This is a genomic window from Myxococcus sp. XM-1-1-1, assembly GCF_020037095.1.
GTDB lineage: Bacteria > Myxococcota > Myxococcia > Myxococcales > Myxococcaceae > Myxococcus > Myxococcus fulvus.
In genome coordinates, this window is record NZ_JAIQDH010000019.1 from 1 (window position 1) to 16,683 (window position 16,683).

Genomic DNA, 16,683 nt, shown 5'->3' on the forward strand with positions numbered 1-16,683 from the left:
GCCTGTCCATCCCTGCGGCGAGCCGACCTCAGGCGCGCCTCCTGACGTCGTGCGAGAATCGAGATCGTTGGTTTAGGGGAATGATGACTTCGGCGGGGTGTGTGGGACGGCGTCGAGCATCTCGCTGAGGCTTCTGTCCTCGGGGTCATACACCATCGTCGCGGGTTGTTATGGCAGCACGAGCTGCAGCGGAGTGGTCTCGTTCAGATACTGAGCCTGGGATGTGAGCAGCGGCCGGGAGGCGCTCTTGGGTGTTGGCGCCTCCTGGCGCCGGGATTCCAGTCACAATCGATTGCTAAAGACACACGCTCATGAGTCGTGCCCTGTTGCGTCATCGAGACAGGGCGCACCGGGCGTCCGGACCGACCCGGGGTCTTTCCCGTGGGAAGAAGATAGAGTTCCGCCCATGGACAGGGTCGCCCTCTTCTTCTGGCTGTGGGTGCTGTTCCTCGCGGTCAACGTGATGTGGGCGTTGGCGCAGGCGGTGGTGGCGAGCGCTCTCGGGGCTCGGCCCCTCGTGGTTCGCATCGGCTATGGGCCCCAGTTGGTGGCGTGGCGCATGGCGGGCATCGGCTGGAGTCTGCATCCCATCACCCTGGGCAGCTCCGCGTCGTTCGTGCCAGAAGCCGAGGAAGGCTCCACGGAGCCGCTCAGGAGCCGGCTGCTCAAGCTGCCACCCCCGCTGCATGCACTGGCCCTGGCGGTGCCCTGGTACGTGCAGATTGGCGTCGCCATGGCGTGCCTGGGGCCCGCGGAGGGCTTCCATCAATTCACCGAGGGCTTCCCCGCCGTGTTCAACCTCTCCGCGCTGCCGGGCCGCGTGGAGCGCTTCGTCGGCCTGCTCCGTGAAGGAGAGCTGGTCCGGGCCTGGGGCATCATGAGCGCGCGGATGGCGTCCCTGAACCTGCTCCCCATCCCCTCCCTGGCGGGCGGCTACCTGATGCTCCTGCCCTGGCGTGACAAATCGCCGACGCCGACGTGGGTCCGCCCGATCGCCGCCGTCCTGCTCGCCCTCTCGCTCCTCTGGGCCGTGTGGGTCGCGTCCCTCTTCGTCAGGGCCATCCTCTAGACGCCTGTCGCCAGAAGCCAGGTCCTGCTCGCCGCGAATCCGCCCCGAGCCGTTCAGGACCTCGTCCAGCAGTGCGTCAGGCGCGACGCACGGGTGAGCCCCTCATCCGTCGTCCCCGCCGCCCGTCACCGACGTGCTTCGACGAGGACGTCACGCCCCGGAGTCACTCATGGCCTTTGACATCCTCTTCGACATGGAGACGAGCGACCCCGACGACGCGCTCACCCTCTGCCTGTTGGCCACGCACCCCGCCGTCACCCTGCGGGCGGTGACCGTGACGCCGGGCACGCTCGCCCAGGTGGGAATGGTGAGGCACCTGCTCGCGCGGGCTGGCCGGGGAGACGTGCCCGTGGGCGCGCGCAATCCGGAATCACAGAAGGAGAGCCTCTCCGCCTTCCACACGAAGTGGCTGGGACCGCTGGCTCCCGCCGCGCCGGATGCCCTGGCGCACGAGGTGCTGGCTCGCACGCTCAGGCGGTATCCCCAGGCGACGCTGTTGACGGGCGCACCGCTCCAGAACCTGCGGCTGCTCCTGGAGCACCACCCGGACGTCCACCTGCATCGGTGGGTGGCGCAGGGCGGCTTCGCGGGCGACAACGTGGTCCCTCCGGAGCACCGGCTGCCCAAGTTCGTGGGCCTGCGCACCTGCCCGACCTTCAACTTCAACGGAGACCCCAAGGGCGCGCTGCTGGCCCTGTCCTCGGACCGGGTGGGTCGCCGAGAGCTGGTGTCCAAGAACGTCACCCATGGCGTGGCCTACGACGGCGCCTTCCACGAGCGCATGAAGCCCCACGCCTCCGCGACGCCCGGGCTGGCGCTCATCTTCGAAGCCATGGAGCGCTACCTGGCGCAGCGGCCCGAAGGCAAGCTCCTGCACGACCCCCTCGCCGCGTGCGCGGCCATCGACCCCGGAATCGTCACCTGGGCACAGGTGGAGGTGGTGCGCGAGCGCGGGGAGTGGGGCTCCGAGCTGGCACAAGGCACCCGGACCTTCATCTCGGTGGCCATGGACCCCGAGCGCTTCTTCCGGACCTTCGTGGGACTCGACCAGCCGCCCGCTCCACGCTGAAGCCCCGTGCCATTCGTTGTCACCTTCGGACCTCTCGGCCACGGCCGAGAGGTCCCATGCGTCTGCCGCGGTGAAGGCTCAGCAGGTCTTCCTGATGAGCGCCTGACAATGCTTGATGGCCTGGGCGATGGTGCAGCCGGTGGCCGTGCAATGCGGCCGCCCCGTATCCGGGTGCCGGCAATAGTTGAGCACCACCCAGCAGGCGAGACTGTCCTCGTCCACACTCACGTTGGCGGCATCGACATCCGGCGCCTCCTCCCCGGGCTCGGCCGACCGCTGCTCGATGACCAGCTCGCGGCCATCCTCCGTGGTCATCACCTGTCCGGTCTCCGGCAGGTTCGCCTCTTCGGTGCCACAGCCGACGAGCGACAGTGTTGCCAGGAACATTCCCAGGAGCAGCTTCTTCATGGTCATGCCTTTCTTTGGACGTGAGACGCCAGCGGGCGCCGCCGGACTCTCGGATAAATCCAGCACTCCATGTCTAAGGCACGAAATAGATGAACACAAACGCGTCGGCCCGAACGGCGGGCATCAGACAATCGGGCTGTGGCATTCTGGTGAGATGTGCCGGGGAACTCGGGCGGGGCCCCGCTGTCTGCGGGGGCTACCTGCGGGGAGGCGATGTCTGTGTTTCGCGAGGTCTCACTGCTTGCGCGTGGCCACGGCGAGCGCCGTGGGAATCAGCTCGCGCATCAGGGCCACGAACTTGCGCAGCCTCGCGGGATGGAACCGCGCGGCGGGGTAGAGCAGGTACATGGGCAGGGCGGAGGCCTGCCACTCCGGCACCAGGTGGACGAGCCGGCCCTTCACGATGTCCTCGTGCAGCACCCACGCCGAGGCCACGCAGATGCCGAGCCCCTTCAGCGCCGCGCTCCTCAATGCGTAAAGACTGTCGGTGCTCAGGCGCGGCTGGAAGACGATGGGCTGGGCCTCACCCGTGGCCACGTGGGTCAATGACAGCTCGTTGCGATAGAAGGTGCGCAGCGACAGCCAGGGCAGTCGCGCCAGCTCGTCGGGGTGGGTGGGCCGGGAGCGCCCCGTCAGCACCGAGGGCGCGGCGGCGACGATGCGCGGCACCTCCGCCACGCGGATGGCCACCACGCTGGGGTCCTTCACCTCGCCGACGTGAATCGCGCAGTCGATGCCGTCCGCGATGAAGTCCACCGCGCGGTCGTGCAGCAGCCACTCGACGCTGACGCGCGGGTGCCGGTGCAGGTACTCCGTCAGCGGCTCCACCAGGAGCTGCTGGCCGAAGGCGTGGGGGACGACGACGCGCAGCGTGCCCTCCGGCTCGTCGCTCGCGCCGCGCAGGTCGGCCTCGAACATCTCCCAGTTGGCGAGCAGCTCCTTCGCCCGCTCGTAGCAGCGCGCGCCGTCCTCGGTGAGCTTCATCGCGTGGGTGGAGCGCTGCAGCAGCCGCAGGCCGAGCGAGCGCTCCAGCGCCTGGAGGCGACGGCTCACCGTCGGCTGCGTGGTGCCGAGCTGCGCGGCGGCCGAGGACAGGCTCCCGGCGTCGACGATGCGCAGGAAGGTCTGCATCAGCTCGAGCCGGTCGGCGGTGGTGGGCGGCGGCTTCGGGAGGGCACGCGGCCGAGCGGACTTGGGGGGGCGGGGCATGGCGTTATACGTGGAGCGTATATCCGCTGTGCGGACCCCGCTACTACCGTGGACCGCCGCTCTGGGACACCTTCACCTCGACTCGCAGCAACCCAGGTGAACGTCATGTCCTTCATTCGCGCTGTACATGAACCCGCCGGAAGAGGCGCGCTGCCCTCGGACGAGGCCCGCGCGCCTCGGCTCGCCCTGGTGGGCCCCGGAGACTCGGGCTCGATGTCGAGGGGGCTGCGCCTGCTTTTGGCGGCGAGCGCCGGGTTCTCGGTGGCCTCGCTCTACTACAGCCAGCCGATGCTGGGGGTGATGGGCTCCTCCATCGGCGCCTCGGACACGGCGGTGGGACTCTTGCCCACGCTCACCCAGCTGGGCTACGCGCTGGGCATCCTGCTGCTGACGCCGCTGGGGGACCGCTTCGACCGGCGCCGCATCATCCTCATCAAGGTCGGCCTGCTCGCGGTGGCGCTGCTGCTCAGCGGCCTGGCGCCCGCCATCGGTCCGCTGCTGGTGGTGAGCTTCGTGGTGGGGCTCACGGCGACGGTGGCGCAGGACATCGTGCCCGCCGCGGCCACCCTGGCCCCCGAGAAGGAGCGCGGCGGTGTCGTCGGGACGGTGATGACGGGCCTGCTGCTCGGCATCCTGCTCTCGCGCGTCGTCAGCGGCGTGGTGGCCGAGCAACTCGGCTGGCGCGCCATGTACGTGATGGCCGCGGGCAGCGTGGTGGTGATTGGCGCCGTGGTGTGGCGCGGGCTGCCGGCCTTCCGTCCGACGAGCACGCTGTCCTACGGCGCGCTGCTCGGCTCGCTCGTGGGCCTGTGGCGCAAGCACGGGGCGCTGCGCCGGGCCGCGCTGGCCCAGGGGCTGCTCTCGGTGGGCTTCAGCGCGTTCTGGTCCACGCTCGCGGTGATGCTGCATGGCGCGCCGTTCCACCTGGGCAGCGCGGCGGCGGGCGCCTTCGGCCTGGCGGGCGCGGCGGGGGCCCTGGGCGCGCCCATCGCCGGGCGCGTGTCGGACCGCTTCGGGCCCGAGCTCGTCACGCGGCTGGGCGCGGGGCTGACGGCCGTGGCGTTCGCCGCGATGTTCGCCTCACCGTGGCTCCAGCCGGATGCGCGGCTGTGGTTGTTCGGCGCCAGCGCGATTGGCTTCGACCTGGGCGTGCAGATGACGCTGGTGGCGCATCAGACGATGGTGTTCGGCATCGACCCGGCCGCGCGCAGCCGGCTCAACGCGGTGCTGTTCGTCTGCGTGTTCATCGGCATGTCGCTGGGCGCGGTGAGCGGCAGCCTCGTGCTGGCCGGGTGGGGCTGGGGCGCGGTGACGTTGCTTGCGACCGTGTCCGCGCTGGCGGCCCTGGTGGTGCGCCTGTGGCCGGCGGCTCGCTGAGTCCCAGAAAGGCGCCCTCGGCTACCAGGTGCCGAGGGTGCCAATCACGTTGCCCGTCTTCGCGTCGAAGACATCCAGCCACATCCAGTGGGGCACGTAGAGCCGGTCCCCCTGCTTGCGAAAGCTGGTGACGAGCGAGCCGTCCTTGGAGCGGGGGATGGGCACGTCCCAGACGACGGCCCCCGTCCTCACGTCCCGGCGGACCAGGTGCATGCCGCCGGCCCTCAGCCGGTAGGCCACGAAGAGGGCGTCCTCGGAGATGTCGAGGGCCTCCGGCGTGGTCTCCAAGACCTGCTCGATGTCCATGTCGGCGATGGCGCCGTGCCACAGGGGCTCCTTCGCGCCCTTCTCGAACACCGCCGCCATGGGGACGCGCGTCCCCGGGTTCCGGGCGCCCAGCACCACGTCGAGCCCATGCGCCGTGTAGCGATATTGCCCTCGGAAGCCCGGGATGGGCGGGGCCTTGAGGGCGAGCGAGCACGGCAGATGGGTCTTCCGGTGGATGGCGGGGGAGCAGTCGTAGCGGCCGCGCTCGGGGGGCTGACAGTTGGGCGGAGTCTGGGAGGCGGGGCGCGCGGTCGCCGTCGTCGTGTCGAGCAGGATGTTCTGCTGGTCCATCACCGAGACCCACACGGAGGAGGTGTCCCCCTGGGGGATGCAGAGCTTGTCGGGCTTGTCCGACAGCGCCACGCGCCCCACCACCTTGCCAGTGGCCAGCTCCAGCAGGCTCACCGCCATGGCCTCCCGTCGCACCAGCCGAGGTCCCTGCCGGATGTAGCGCTCGCGGGACGCGAGGTCCGTGGGGGCCGCGCCTTCGATGGGCACCTCCCAGAGGGGCTCGAGCGTCTTCCCGTCGAAGGCGGCCGTGGAATAGCGGTCGAACGAGGTGCCGCGACGAATGGTCCCGATGATGTCGTCCGTGCCGTCCCCGTTGACGTCCGTCACCGTGGGGGTGTTGTCCATGTCCCACGCGAACCTCGGCTTCGGGGGCGGCGAGGGCGGCACCTGCGCGGCGGGGGGCGGTGGGGGTGGCTCGGCGCGCGCGGGCGGGGGCGTGTAGGAGTCGCTCGAGGACGCCATGGCGAAGAAGCCCGCCGCGGAGCCCAGCAGCATGACGGCAATCCCCGCGCCCAGGACGAGCGGCAACCTGTTGGGACCCGTCGCTGACGGAGCTTGATAGAGCGGACGCGGAGCCTGCTCTCCCCGCGTATCGATGGACGCGTTGCAGTAGTGACAGGTGTACAACACCTGCTCGGCGACCAGGGTGAACGGCGCGTTGCACCGAGGGCAGCGGGGCGATGTGGGACGAGCGCGAGCCATTCCTTCTTCCTACCATTCCACCCCCCATGCGCCCACCCCGGCCACCTGGAAGGCGTCAGCGTGGCTCGGTAGCGTGAGGCCCATGCTCCCAGCCCATGCCCTCGTGTCCTCCGTCCTGGCGCTGTTCTCCTCGGATGTCTTCTCGTTGCACGCGGACCGCTGTGTCGCGCCCGAGCCTGCGGCCGCGCTGCGCGTGGCCAGCTTCACGCCCTCGGATTGCTCCCTGGCGCAGACCGTGCCCGGGCCGCTGTGGCAGCCCACCACGGTGCGGCGCATCCCGGTGGTGGTGCACCTCATCTCGGATGCGGCGTGCGCGAACGGCAACATCTCGGACGCGCTGGTGCACAGTCAAATCACGGTCCTCAATGAGGACTTCCGCGCGCTGACAGGGACGCCGGGGGCCGCGGGCGTGGACAGCAAGCTGGAGTTCTTCCTCGCCACCGAGGACCCTGCGGGCAACCCGACGACGGGCATCCAGCGCTATTGCAACACGACCTGGTACCAGGACCAGGGCAGCTACTGGAACACCATTGCGTGGGACCCGACGCGCTACCTGAACCTCTACACGAACAGCGCGGGCGGCTCGCGCGGGTATGTGCCGTTCCTCCCCGCGGACCCCTCGGGCGCGGTGGGGCAGCCGCAGGACCGGGTGGTCATCAACTGGCTGGCCTTCGGCCGCGTGGGGCCGGTGGTGCCGTACCACCAGGGCAGGACCGTCACGCACGAGGTGGGCCACTACCTGGGCCTGTTCCACACGTACTACGAGGGCTGCGGCATCGCCACGGCGCCGGCTTGCTACACCACGGGCGACCGCATCTGTGACACGGCGCCCAACGTCACGTCCCACAAGGGCTGCCCCGTGGGGCTCACCAGCTGTGGGGGCGCGCCCGTCCCGGTGCAGAACTACATGGAGCTGACGGATGACGCGTGCATGACGGGCTTCACCGCGGAGCAGGTGCAGCGCATGCGGTGCACCCTGGCCTCGTACCGCTCCACGCTGGCGCAATAGGGTTGTGGTATCCCGGCGTGGCATGAACGACACCTCGCCAGCACCCGGCTCCCTGCTCATCACGGCCTTCAACGGACTCGTCGCGGCGTATGAGCGCGCCAGCGGCGACACGGTGTGGACCTTCGCCGTGCCCGGCAAGTCGGTGCCGGGCGTGCGGCCCCGGCCGACGTACGCGGAGCTGCGCGAGGGGCGCGTGTTCGTGTTCTCCGGCGGGGCCGAGGGGACGTTCACGAAGAGGGTCTTCCTGGAGGTCCACGCGCTCGACGCCGGGAGCGGGCGCCTGCTCTGGGCCCAGCGCGTGGACTCCGAGCAGTCGTCGACGTTCGCCGGCGGAACGATGCTCGTCGAGCAGGGGCAGGTCATCGTCTCGCACCGGGAGACCCTGACGGCGTTCGACGCGGACTCCGGCGAGCCCCAGTGGAGCCGCGTCAGCGAGCATGGCGGCGGCGGGCTGCATTCGCCCCTGCTGCAGCTGGTCGTCGAGGGCGCGCGGGGGCGGCTCTTGACCTGAGCCCCCGGCGCTTTCGACCTGGCTACTTCTTCAGCTCGACCACCGGCGCGAAGCCGCCGTAGATCATCCGCGCGCCGTCGAACGGCATCGGGTTCTTCTCCGGGCTCATGTCGGGGTCTTCCATCATCTTCGCCATGCCGGCGTCGCGCGTGGCCTTGTCGGGCCACTCGACCCAGGAGAAGACCACCGTCTCGTCATCCTTGGCCTGCACGGCCCGGCGGAAGTCGGTGAGCTTGCCGCTCGGCACGTCGTCCCCCCAACACTCGAGCACGCGCAGGGCCCCGTACTTCATGAAGACGGGGTCGCCCTTGCGGGCGTGGTCGATGAACTTCTCCTTGTTCGCGGTCGGCACGGCGATGACGAAACCATCGATGTAGGACATGGGAGCTCCTCCAGGTGCGAGAGGGTGCCGAAAAGGCGCCTTCAAATCGGCGACGAATATCCGCTGGGAAGATCGACACGGCCCCCCAATCACGTCCAGCCCGGAATTTTCCTCGTCAGGGGCTCTCCGGGCGTTGACGTGTCCGCGCCGTCCATGACGTGTCAGCGCCCTGCGTCGTCCGCCCGAGGCGGCTGAAGCCTGACACGTCAATGCCTGCCCCCGCCGCGCCGCAAGTCCTTGAAGGCAGACGAAAGGCAGTCGTGAAATTGGTGGTGCAGGGATTGCACTGGAATTCCCTGAAATAGGGCGCGGTGCCCCATCCCCTGAGAGGCAGACATGTCGCGAGTGAATCCACCCCCGATGGACCCGGGAATGGACGACGGGCTCCAGCTCGACGTCGCCATCATCGGTGCGGGCGTCTCCGGGCTCTACACGGGCTGGCGGCTGCTCGTCGGCGACCTCGCGGAGGGCGGCACGCGCCCATCCTCGGTGCACGTCTTCGAATTGAGCGAGCGATTGGGCGGCCGCATCGAGTCGGTCTTCCTGCCCGGCGTCTCCCTGGCTGCGGAGATTGGCGGCATGCGCTATCTGCAATCGCATGTCATCGTCAACTCGCTCATCTCGGAGGTCTTCTCCCAGGAGCTGACGCCCCAGGACTTCCCCCTGGGCGACGACAAGAACCACTACCGCTACCTGCGCGGCCAGCGCTTCAAGGCCGACGAGTGGGCGAACGCCCAGGCGGACCGCCGCACGTTCAAGACGCGCTACTTCCTGCCCGACGACGTGGTGGGCTTCGACTCGGACCAGCTCTTCAACAAGGTCATCTACGACGTCCTCATGGCAGACCCCTGGTTCCAGGAGCGCTACGCGAGCCAGGTGAAGTTCACCCCTCCCTACGACTACTCCTTCGAGCTCACCGCCCGGGACTGGGACGACATCAAACCCAACCTGACCTACCGCAAGCCGGGGCCCTACCAGGGCAAGAAGGTCAATGATCTGGGCTTCTGGAACCTCCTCAAGGACCAGGTGGGCCAGGAGGCCTACGAGTTCCTGGCCGTGGCCGGCGGCTACTACTCCAACACCATCAACTGGAACGCCGCGGAGGCCTTTCCGTACCTCGTGGGCGACTTCTCCCTGGCGAGCGTGGAATACCAGACGCTGAACGGCGGCTATGACCAGCTGGGCAACACGCTCGCCCAGCGCTTCGTCGCCCAGGACCCGAGCGGCAAGCGCGCCCACCTCTGGGGACAGAACGGCCTGACGGCGCTCACCGCCGCGCCGGAGGGCAGCCCGTACCGGTATGTCCTCACCCTGAACAACGTCCCGAGCGGCAAGTCGTGGACGGTGTATGCCAATGCCGTGGTGCTCGCGATGCCCCGCCGCGCGCTGGAGCTGATTGGCGCGGACCGGTTCTTCACCAGGCCCCAGGTGAGCGCGCAGGTGCGCAAGAACCTGGACGCCGTCATCTCCGAGCCGTCCTTCAAGCTGCTGATGGGCTTCGAGTCCCCCTGGTGGAACCAGGAGTTCCAGGCCGTGGCGGGCGAGTCCATCACCGACCTGCCCATGCGGCAGTGCTACTACTTCGGCACCGACCCTGTGAACAGCCACTCCATCCTGCTCGCCAGCTACAACGACATGCGGACCACGCCCTTCTGGTCCGCGCTGATGGACTCGCCCCACCAGCGGCTCGAGCGCTTCAAGCCCCGGCCCACGGCCCTGGCCTCACGCGAGGCGCTGGCCCAGGTGGAGGACCTGCAGGCCCCGGCGGTGATGGTGGCGGAGGCCGTGAGCCAGCTCCAGGAGCTGCACGGGCCCGCGAACCCCGTCCCCCAGCCGTACGTCTCCTACTTCCGCAACTGGACGGAGGACCCCTATGGCGGCGGCTATCACGCGTGGCGCGCCGGGGTGAGCGTGCGGGACGTGATGCCCTTCATGCGCCGGCCGGACCCGGACGAGCACCTCCACATCTGCGGCGAGGCCTACTCGGACCAGCAGGGCTGGGTGGAGGGCGCCTTCTGCGAGGCGGAGAAGATGCTCCAGGCGCACTTCGGGCTCGCGTGGCCCGCCTGGTTGGACAGCCAGTACTACCTCGGCTGGTAACGACAGACACCCTCCTTCGAAACGAAAGCAGACGAAGACATGGACTCCTATGACGTGGTCGTCGTGGGCGCGGGCGCCATCGGTCTGTCCGCGGCCTGGTGGTGCTCGAAGGCCGGCAAGAAGGTCCTGCTGTTGGACCAGTTCGACTTCGACAACGACTTCTTCTCCTCGAAGGGCGAGTCGCGCTTCTTCCGGGTGATGTACTCGGACCCGCACCTGTCCCTGCTCGCGCAGTCCGCCTATCCGCTCTGGCGGGAGCTGGAGTCGGACAGCGGCCTGAACGGCATCCTCAACGACACCTCGCTCCTGTTCTTCGGCCCGCCCAGCGGCGTGGACACGCCCGAAGGGGACTTGAAGGACTCCGAGGCCGTCCTGGAGGAGCAGGGCCTGCCCTTCCAGCGCCTCACCGCGGCGGACTTCCCGGAGCGCTTTTCCGTGCTCCAGGGCCTGAGCGACGACGTGGTGGGCCTGGTGCAGCCCCAGGCGGGTGTCATCGCGGCGGACCGGGCGCTCCGCGCGCTCGCCGACCAGTGCCGCGAGCGGGGCGTGGACATGATTCCGCGCCGGACGGTCAGCCGCATCCAGGACGCGCCCGGCCAGGTCACCGTCACCACCGCGCAGGGGACGTACACCGGCAAGAAGCTCATCCTGGTGCCGTCCGCGTGGACCAACGGCGTGCTCGACAGCCTGAACATCCAGCTCGCGCTCGAAATCTGGAGCATGACGTATGCCTATTTCGAGGTGTCCCCGTCCCAGTACACGTATCCGCTCTGGTTCTACTTCGGCGCGCCGAAGTTCCCCGGGGACGACACGACGACCTACTACGGGCTGCCGCCGCTGTTGACGCCCGGCCGCATCAAGGTGGGCACCGACTTCACCTTCCTGAAGTCCCCGCTGCCGCCCACCTCGCCACCCCAGGCGGACCCGCGCATGGTGGACCTGCTCAACACCTTCATGCGCGAGCACTTCCGGGGGCTGCAGTCCCTGGCGGTGGACCCGGTGGGCTGTCTCTACACGATGACGCCCGACCTGAACTTCGTGCTGGATGTCCTCCCCGGGCACCCGGACGTGCTGCTGTTCACCGGTGACACGGGGCAGGCGTTCAAGTTCGCGCCGCTGCTCGGCCGAATCCTGTCGGAGCTCGCGCTCACGGGCGTCACCCGCACCCACATCCAGCCCTTCTCCATCCAGCGGCCCGGAATCCTCCGGCCCCGCTGAGCACTCCACCCCGAAAGCACCCAGAGGTCGTCATGGCAGATACCGAGAACACCGCCAATGTCTTGATTGTCGTGGACGCGGAGAACCTCTACCTGGACTACCAGGGGAAGTTCAGCACGGACTCCAACCACCCCGTGGACCTGGGGGAGCCCACCCCGTACGTCTACATGTTCATCCGCTACGACGAGATGCTGTCGGGGCAGGCCACGGATGACCTGAACATCGTCGTCAACACCAACAACAACATCCGGTGGCGAATCACCTCGCTGACGGGCAACACGCGCTTCAGCGTCGCGCTCAACGGGTGTGACATCCTCCGGGGAGAGGGCTGCATCACGCCGCCCTTCCTCATCGAGCCCACGGTGACGGTGCCCCTGCCGTCGGTGCACGGCACCCAGGTCACGGTGGACTCGAAGCAGACGTACAAGGATGCCTACTTCCAGGCGACGGCGGTGAACCCGACGACGACGCCCGTGGTCTACACCTTCACGTTCGCCCTGGCGAACAACGACGGGAACATCCTGAGCTACTTCTCCTGGGACCCGAAGATCACCATCACCGCCTGACGCGCGGCGCGCGGGTGGATGTCTGGATTTGTCTCGACTCGAACTGGAAGGAACAGGTGCGTCATGGCGCAGGATGATGGCTTCATCGATGTTCTCACCGTGGTGGATGTGGACAAGGTGCTGAAGGTGCATGGCCCCAATGGCTCCGCGGACGAGCCGGGGGTGCCCATCTCGGACTGTGTGTACATGCTGGTGCGCAAGGACGACGCGGTGGGCATGGAGGCGATTCCCGAGCTGACCGTCGCCGCGAAGACCAGCGACACGCTGCGCTGGCGGATGGCGTCGCTGACGCTCAACACCCAGTACTCGGCGGTGCTCTACAAGATGCGCGTCTCCGGCAATGCCCAGTGCATCTCTCCGCCCCAGCCCCTGGTGTCCCATATCAAGGTGCCGGTCCCCGAGGTCGCGGGGGGACAGGTGGATGGCTACAACACCCAGCCCTACGTGGACTTCTATTTCCAGTCCACCGCGCTGCAGCCCACCGCGTCGCTGACGGACCAGAAGGTGACCTACCAGCTCTACGTCCAGGTGACGGACAACCAGGGCAACAAGGTGGGGACGTACTCGTGGGACCCGTACATCACCATCACCACCTGAGCCACGCCGCTCGACACACAGGAGATTCGTCATGAGTGACAAGATTCCCCCGCGCGTCACGGCCGCGCTCCCGGGCAGCGGCTGTCCGTTCCACCGGGGCACCGGGGCGGCCATGTTGTCCAAGGCGCCGTCCGGCAACCTGGTGCGCCCCCACGGCGTCGTGGGCCCGGCTGTCTCCAGCAAGTCCGCGCAGTCCCTCACCGGCGACAACGGCCCCGTCGTCTCCGACTTCTTCCGCATGTTCCCGGACCTGCGTCCCTCCGTCTTCAACGTGGAGGACCTCCGCGCCCTCACGCTGCCGGGCGGGCCCATGGACGATGACCGGCTGGGCCCGAGCGTGCCGCAGGACAACCCCACCATCCCCGCGGGCTACACGTTCCTGGGCCAGTTCCTGGACCATGACCTGACGTTCGACGTGTTCTCGGACATCAACAGCCGGGGCACCCAGCCGAACCAGACGCGGGACGCCATCACCCCGACGTTGGACCTGGGCAACATCTACGGCCGGGGGCCGGTGCAGGACGCCTTCCTGTTCGACGCGAAGGACGGCGCCACGCTGCTGTTCGGGCGGCAGGACAACCCGGACGGGGACGTGCTGCGCAACGTCCAGGGCACGGCCATCATCGGAGACCCGCGCAACGACGACAACATGTTCGTCAATCAGCTGCACCTGGCCTTCATCAAGTTCCACAACCAGGTGGTCAAGGACCTGTCGGGCTCGTTCTCCGGGGGCGCGCTCTTCACCGAGGCCTCGAAGCGGGTGCGCTGGCACTACCAATGGATTGTCTACCATGACTTCGTGCGCCGCTTCGTCGGCGACGAGCTCTACGGCAAGCTGGTGAACCAGGGGCCGCAGTACTTCCCGCCCAACCTCCAGCAGATTCCCATCGAGTTCTCCGCCGCCGCCTACCGCATGGGGCACGCGACGATTCGGGAGACGTACACCGTCAACTCGAGCTACTCGAACGTGCAGATCTTCGACCTGCACCAGCCCGGGACGTTCCTCAGCCCCGAGAAGCGCGTGGACTGGAAGAACTTCTTCAACCTGGGCTCCGGCGTCACCCCGCAGGGCGCCAAGCTGTTCGACACGTACCTGGCCTCGGAGCTGTTGAACCTGCCGGAGGCCCTCATCCCGGGCTTCGACCATCCGCAGTATCAGGGCAAGCCGGACCCGCTGTACCTGTCGCTCGCGGGGCGCAACCTGCTGCGCCAGAACGAGTTCACCCTGCCGGCCGGCCAGACGGTCGCCGACGCGCTGGGGACGACCCGCTACGCCAACTCGCAGCTCGGCCTGCCGCAGGGGTGGGGGAGCACGGTGGCGCCGCTCTGGTACTACATCCTCAAGGAGGCGAACCTCGCCAACCAGGGTCGCTTCCTCGGGCCGGTGGGCGGACGCATCGTCGGGGAGACGTTCTTCAGCGTCCTGCTCAACGACCCCACGTCCTTCCTCCAGAACAAGGGCTGGAAGCCCACCTACGGCTCGGGCGGGGACTTCACCATCGCGGACCTGCTGCGCATCGCGGACGCGTACAAGAAGTCCTGAGCCGCGCTGCTCAAGGCGGGCCGCATGGGACCTCGTGTTCCGTCCCATGCGGCCCGGAGTGTCCCCGGAAGCACACGGGATGTGTATCGATTTGTAGATGCAATCAAGTTGCGATATTGCGGGTGACTCCGTTATGGGAGTCTCCATGCTTGAAGCGAGGAACCTGTCCAAGCGCTACGGCGCGCATCTGGCGCTCGAGGGGCTGGACCTGTCCATCCAGGCGGGTGAGGTGTTCTGCCTGCTGGGGGCGAACGGCGCGGGCAAGACGACGACGCTGAACCTCTTCCTGGGCTTCATCGAGCCCACGGGCGGGGAGGCGCGCGTCGCGGGGCTGGAGGTGCGTCACCACGAGGCCCAGGTGCGCGGGCTGCTCGCCTACGTGCCGGAGCTGGTGATGCTCTACCCCCGGCTGACGGGGCGGGAGAACCTGGCCTACTTCAACACGCTGGCGGGACGGCCGGCGCTGTCCACGCTGGAGTCCACGGACTGGCTCGCCCGCGCGGGGCTGCAGCCGGGGGCGATGGACGTGCCCGTGGGGCGCTATTCCAAGGGCATGCGGCAGAAGGTGGGTATCGCCATCGCGCTGGCCAAGGGGGCGAAGGCGTTGCTCCTGGACGAGCCGACGTCGGGCCTGGACCCGCTGGCCTCCAACGAGCTGTCGGAGTTGCTCCTGCGCTTGAGCGGCGAGGGGATGGCGGTGCTGATGGCGACGCATGACCTGTTCCGCGCGAAGGAGTCCGGCACGCGCGTGGGCATCATGAAGTCGGGTCGGCTGGTGGAGACGCGCGCCACGCGGGAATTGGGGCACGCGGAGCTGGAGCAGCTGTACCTGACGCACATGCGGGGCTGAGGACGCACGAATGATTCGGGCCATCGCACGCAAGGAATGGGTGGAGCTGTCGCGGGACGGGCGCTTCCGGACCGCGGGGATGTTGGTGGGGCTGCTGGCCGTCGTGGGGCTGGCGATGGGCGCGCTGCACGTGCGCGAGTCGCGTGCCGAGCGCGAGGCGGGCGCGCGACTGACGCGTCAGCACTGGCTGGAGCAGGGGGAGAAGAACCCCCACTCGGCGGCGCACTACGGCGTCTGGGCCTTCAAGCCCGAGTCGGTCCTGGCCGCGTTCGACCGGGGCGTGGAGCCGTACCTGGGCGTGGCCGTCTACCTGGAGGCGCACAAGCGCAACCTCACCCAGCACCGCCCCGCGACGGACGCCACCGCCGTGGCCCGCTTCGGAGAGCTCACCGGCGCCGGAGTGCTCCAGCTCCTCCTGCCGCTGCTCATCATCCTGTTGACCTACTCCGCCTTCACGGCCGAGCGGGAGCAGGGCACCCTCCGCCTGTTGTTGAGCACCGGCGTGCGGCGTCACCAGCTCGTGCTGGGCAAGGCGCTGGGCGTGGGGCTGGCGCTGGCGGCGCTGCTGGTGCCGCTCGTCGTCGTGGGCCTGGGCCTGGTGGTGGGGCTGGGCGGCGGCCTGGATGCCTCGTGGGGAGACCTGCTGGGGCGCCTGTTGGTGTTGTCGCTGGGGTATGGGCTGTACCTGGCGGGCTTCGTGTTCCTGGGGCTGGCGGTGAGCGCGTGGGCGCGCACGTCGCGCGGCGCGCTGGTGGTGCTGCTGGCGGTGTGGATGCTCAACGCGCTGCTGGTGCCCCGGCTCGCGGCGGACGCGGCCCGGACGTGGGCGCCGGTGCCGACGGCGCAGGACTTCGCGCGCAGGCTTGCGGAGGACTACGAGAAGGGGCTGAGCGGACATGACTCGGCGGACGCGCGGCAGGTGGCGTTGGAGCGCGAGACGCTGGCGCGCTACGGGGTGGACTCGGTGGAGGCGCTCCCCGTGAACTTCCGGGGCATCGCGCTCCAGGCGGGCGAGGAGTACAGCAGCAAGGTGGCGGCGGTGCGCTTCGGGGAGCTGCGGGAGCGATATGCGTCCCAGGAGCGGCTGCACCGCGCCTTCGCGCCGCTGTCGCCCATGCTCGCGCTCCGGCAGGTGTCCGCGTCGCTCGCGCGCACGGACCTGTCCGCGCACCTGCGCTTCACCGAGCAGGCGGAGGACTACCGGCAGGCGCTGGTGAAGCGGATGAACGATGACGTCGCGTTCCGCTCGAAGCACGGCGACGCCAACTACAAGGCGGATGCGTCCTTGTGGCGGCAGGTGCCGGAGCTGCGCCTGGAGGCGGAGCGACTGACGGATGCGCTTTCGTCCCAGGTTCCGGGGCTCTTGTTGCTCGGGCTCTGGTTGTCGTGGACCACGGCGTTCGCCCTGCGCGCCGGCGCACGCCTGAGCGCGCTGTGAGGCACGAGCTCATGAAC

General features: G+C 68.8%; 16 protein-coding genes. 12 read left to right on the plus strand and 4 right to left on the minus strand.

The window, feature by feature from the left end; all coding sequences use genetic code 11:
- Positions 1-406: 406 nt before the first annotated feature.
- Entirely contained in the window at positions 407-1,069 is a 663-nt protein-coding gene (locus K8640_RS30070) for a hypothetical protein (RefSeq protein WP_223750212.1), read from the plus strand.
- Positions 1,070-1,238: 169 nt separating this feature from the next.
- The gene (locus tag K8640_RS30075; protein WP_223750213.1) at positions 1,239-2,138 is read left to right on the plus strand and encodes a nucleoside hydrolase; all 900 of its coding nucleotides are present in this window, start codon (positions 1,239-1,241) and stop codon (positions 2,136-2,138) included.
- A gap of 78 nt (positions 2,139-2,216) precedes the next feature.
- On the opposite strand, the gene K8640_RS30080 is transcribed toward K8640_RS30075, so the two are convergent.
- Both K8640_RS30080 and K8640_RS30085 read right to left on the minus strand, forming a co-directional pair.
- Positions 2,217-2,546, minus strand: a complete 330-nt coding sequence (locus tag K8640_RS30080; protein WP_223750214.1) for a YgdI/YgdR family lipoprotein — start codon at positions 2,544-2,546, stop codon at positions 2,217-2,219.
- 234 nt (positions 2,547-2,780) lie between these two features.
- Entirely contained in the window at positions 2,781-3,755 is a 975-nt protein-coding gene (locus tag K8640_RS30085; RefSeq protein ID WP_223750215.1) for a LysR family transcriptional regulator, read from the minus strand.
- 105 nt (positions 3,756-3,860) lie between these two features.
- On the opposite strand from K8640_RS30085, the gene K8640_RS30090 reads away from it, so the two are divergent.
- A complete protein-coding gene (locus K8640_RS30090; RefSeq protein ID WP_223750216.1) occupies positions 3,861-5,132 on the plus strand; it encodes an MFS transporter in 1,272 nt (423 codons plus the stop codon).
- Positions 5,133-5,153: 21 nt separating this feature from the next.
- On the opposite strand, the gene K8640_RS30095 is transcribed toward K8640_RS30090, so the two are convergent.
- Positions 5,154-6,452: a hypothetical protein gene (locus K8640_RS30095; protein WP_223750217.1), complete on the minus strand. Its 1,299-nt coding sequence runs from the start codon at positions 6,450-6,452 to the stop codon at positions 5,154-5,156.
- An 82-nt stretch (positions 6,453-6,534) separates the two neighbouring features.
- On the opposite strand from K8640_RS30095, the gene K8640_RS30100 reads away from it, so the two are divergent.
- Positions 6,535-7,461 carry a zinc metalloprotease gene (locus tag K8640_RS30100; protein WP_223750218.1) on the plus strand — a complete coding sequence of 309 codons (927 nt, stop codon included), beginning with the start codon at positions 6,535-6,537 and terminating at the stop codon, positions 7,459-7,461.
- A gap of 22 nt (positions 7,462-7,483) precedes the next feature.
- Positions 7,484-7,972, plus strand: a complete 489-nt coding sequence (locus K8640_RS30105) for a PQQ-binding-like beta-propeller repeat protein (protein WP_223750219.1) — start codon at positions 7,484-7,486, stop codon at positions 7,970-7,972.
- 22 nt (positions 7,973-7,994) lie between these two features.
- Here K8640_RS30105 and K8640_RS30110 read toward each other — a convergent pair whose 3' ends face one another.
- On the minus strand, positions 7,995-8,354 hold the full coding sequence (locus K8640_RS30110; protein WP_223750220.1) for a DUF1428 domain-containing protein: 360 nt from the start codon (positions 8,352-8,354) through the stop codon (positions 7,995-7,997).
- Positions 8,355-8,690: 336 nt separating this feature from the next.
- On the opposite strand from K8640_RS30110, the gene K8640_RS30115 reads away from it, so the two are divergent.
- The 7 genes from K8640_RS30115 (at position 8,691) to K8640_RS30145 (ending at position 16,666) form a co-directional block, all read left to right on the plus strand.
- Positions 8,691-10,454 (plus strand): FAD-dependent oxidoreductase, encoded by a 1,764-nt coding sequence (locus K8640_RS30115; RefSeq protein WP_223750221.1) that lies wholly within the window; start codon positions 8,691-8,693, stop codon positions 10,452-10,454.
- Positions 10,455-10,493: 39 nt separating this feature from the next.
- Positions 10,494-11,672, plus strand: coding sequence for an FAD-dependent oxidoreductase (locus K8640_RS30120; RefSeq protein ID WP_223750222.1), 1,179 nt, complete (start codon positions 10,494-10,496; stop codon positions 11,670-11,672).
- 32 nt (positions 11,673-11,704) lie between these two features.
- Positions 11,705-12,238 (plus strand): AidA/PixA family protein, encoded by a 534-nt coding sequence (locus K8640_RS30125; RefSeq protein ID WP_223750223.1) that lies wholly within the window; start codon positions 11,705-11,707, stop codon positions 12,236-12,238.
- A 63-nt stretch (positions 12,239-12,301) separates the two neighbouring features.
- The gene (locus K8640_RS30130; protein WP_223750224.1) at positions 12,302-12,835 is read left to right on the plus strand and encodes an AidA/PixA family protein; all 534 of its coding nucleotides are present in this window, start codon (positions 12,302-12,304) and stop codon (positions 12,833-12,835) included.
- A 31-nt stretch (positions 12,836-12,866) separates the two neighbouring features.
- Positions 12,867-14,378, plus strand: coding sequence for a peroxidase family protein (locus K8640_RS30135; RefSeq protein WP_223750225.1), 1,512 nt, complete (start codon positions 12,867-12,869; stop codon positions 14,376-14,378).
- A 145-nt stretch (positions 14,379-14,523) separates the two neighbouring features.
- Positions 14,524-15,228, plus strand: a complete 705-nt coding sequence (locus K8640_RS30140; RefSeq protein ID WP_223750226.1) for an ABC transporter ATP-binding protein — start codon at positions 14,524-14,526, stop codon at positions 15,226-15,228.
- Between the two features lie 10 nt (positions 15,229-15,238).
- Complete coding sequence (locus K8640_RS30145) at positions 15,239-16,666, plus strand: DUF3526 domain-containing protein (protein ID WP_223750227.1); 1,428 nt, start codon at positions 15,239-15,241, stop codon at positions 16,664-16,666.
- The last annotated feature ends 17 nt before the right edge of the window (positions 16,667-16,683 follow it).

What these genes read in the sequence shown, in the direction of transcription:
- K8640_RS30070 (WP_223750212.1), top strand. Translation starts at nt 407, where the DNA reads ATGGACAGGGTCGCCCTCTTCTTCTGGCTGTGGGTGCTGTTCCTCGCG.
- K8640_RS30075 (WP_223750213.1), top strand. Translation starts at nt 1,239, where the DNA reads ATGGCCTTTGACATCCTCTTCGACATGGAGACGAGCGACCCCGACGAC.
- K8640_RS30080 (WP_223750214.1), bottom strand. Translation starts at nt 2,546, where the DNA reads ATGAAGAAGCTGCTCCTGGGAATGTTCCTGGCAACACTGTCGCTCGTC.
- K8640_RS30085 (WP_223750215.1), bottom strand. Translation starts at nt 3,755, where the DNA reads ATGCCCCGCCCCCCCAAGTCCGCTCGGCCGCGTGCCCTCCCGAAGCCG.
- K8640_RS30090 (WP_223750216.1), top strand. Translation starts at nt 3,861, where the DNA reads ATGTCCTTCATTCGCGCTGTACATGAACCCGCCGGAAGAGGCGCGCTG.
- K8640_RS30095 (WP_223750217.1), bottom strand. Translation starts at nt 6,452, where the DNA reads ATGGCTCGCGCTCGTCCCACATCGCCCCGCTGCCCTCGGTGCAACGCG.
- K8640_RS30100 (WP_223750218.1), top strand. Translation starts at nt 6,535, where the DNA reads ATGCTCCCAGCCCATGCCCTCGTGTCCTCCGTCCTGGCGCTGTTCTCC.
- K8640_RS30105 (WP_223750219.1), top strand. Translation starts at nt 7,484, where the DNA reads ATGAACGACACCTCGCCAGCACCCGGCTCCCTGCTCATCACGGCCTTC.
- K8640_RS30110 (WP_223750220.1), bottom strand. Translation starts at nt 8,354, where the DNA reads ATGTCCTACATCGATGGTTTCGTCATCGCCGTGCCGACCGCGAACAAG.
- K8640_RS30115 (WP_223750221.1), top strand. Translation starts at nt 8,691, where the DNA reads ATGTCGCGAGTGAATCCACCCCCGATGGACCCGGGAATGGACGACGGG.
- K8640_RS30120 (WP_223750222.1), top strand. Translation starts at nt 10,494, where the DNA reads ATGGACTCCTATGACGTGGTCGTCGTGGGCGCGGGCGCCATCGGTCTG.
- K8640_RS30125 (WP_223750223.1), top strand. Translation starts at nt 11,705, where the DNA reads ATGGCAGATACCGAGAACACCGCCAATGTCTTGATTGTCGTGGACGCG.
- K8640_RS30130 (WP_223750224.1), top strand. Translation starts at nt 12,302, where the DNA reads ATGGCGCAGGATGATGGCTTCATCGATGTTCTCACCGTGGTGGATGTG.
- K8640_RS30135 (WP_223750225.1), top strand. Translation starts at nt 12,867, where the DNA reads ATGAGTGACAAGATTCCCCCGCGCGTCACGGCCGCGCTCCCGGGCAGC.
- K8640_RS30140 (WP_223750226.1), top strand. Translation starts at nt 14,524, where the DNA reads ATGCTTGAAGCGAGGAACCTGTCCAAGCGCTACGGCGCGCATCTGGCG.
- K8640_RS30145 (WP_223750227.1), top strand. Translation starts at nt 15,239, where the DNA reads ATGATTCGGGCCATCGCACGCAAGGAATGGGTGGAGCTGTCGCGGGAC.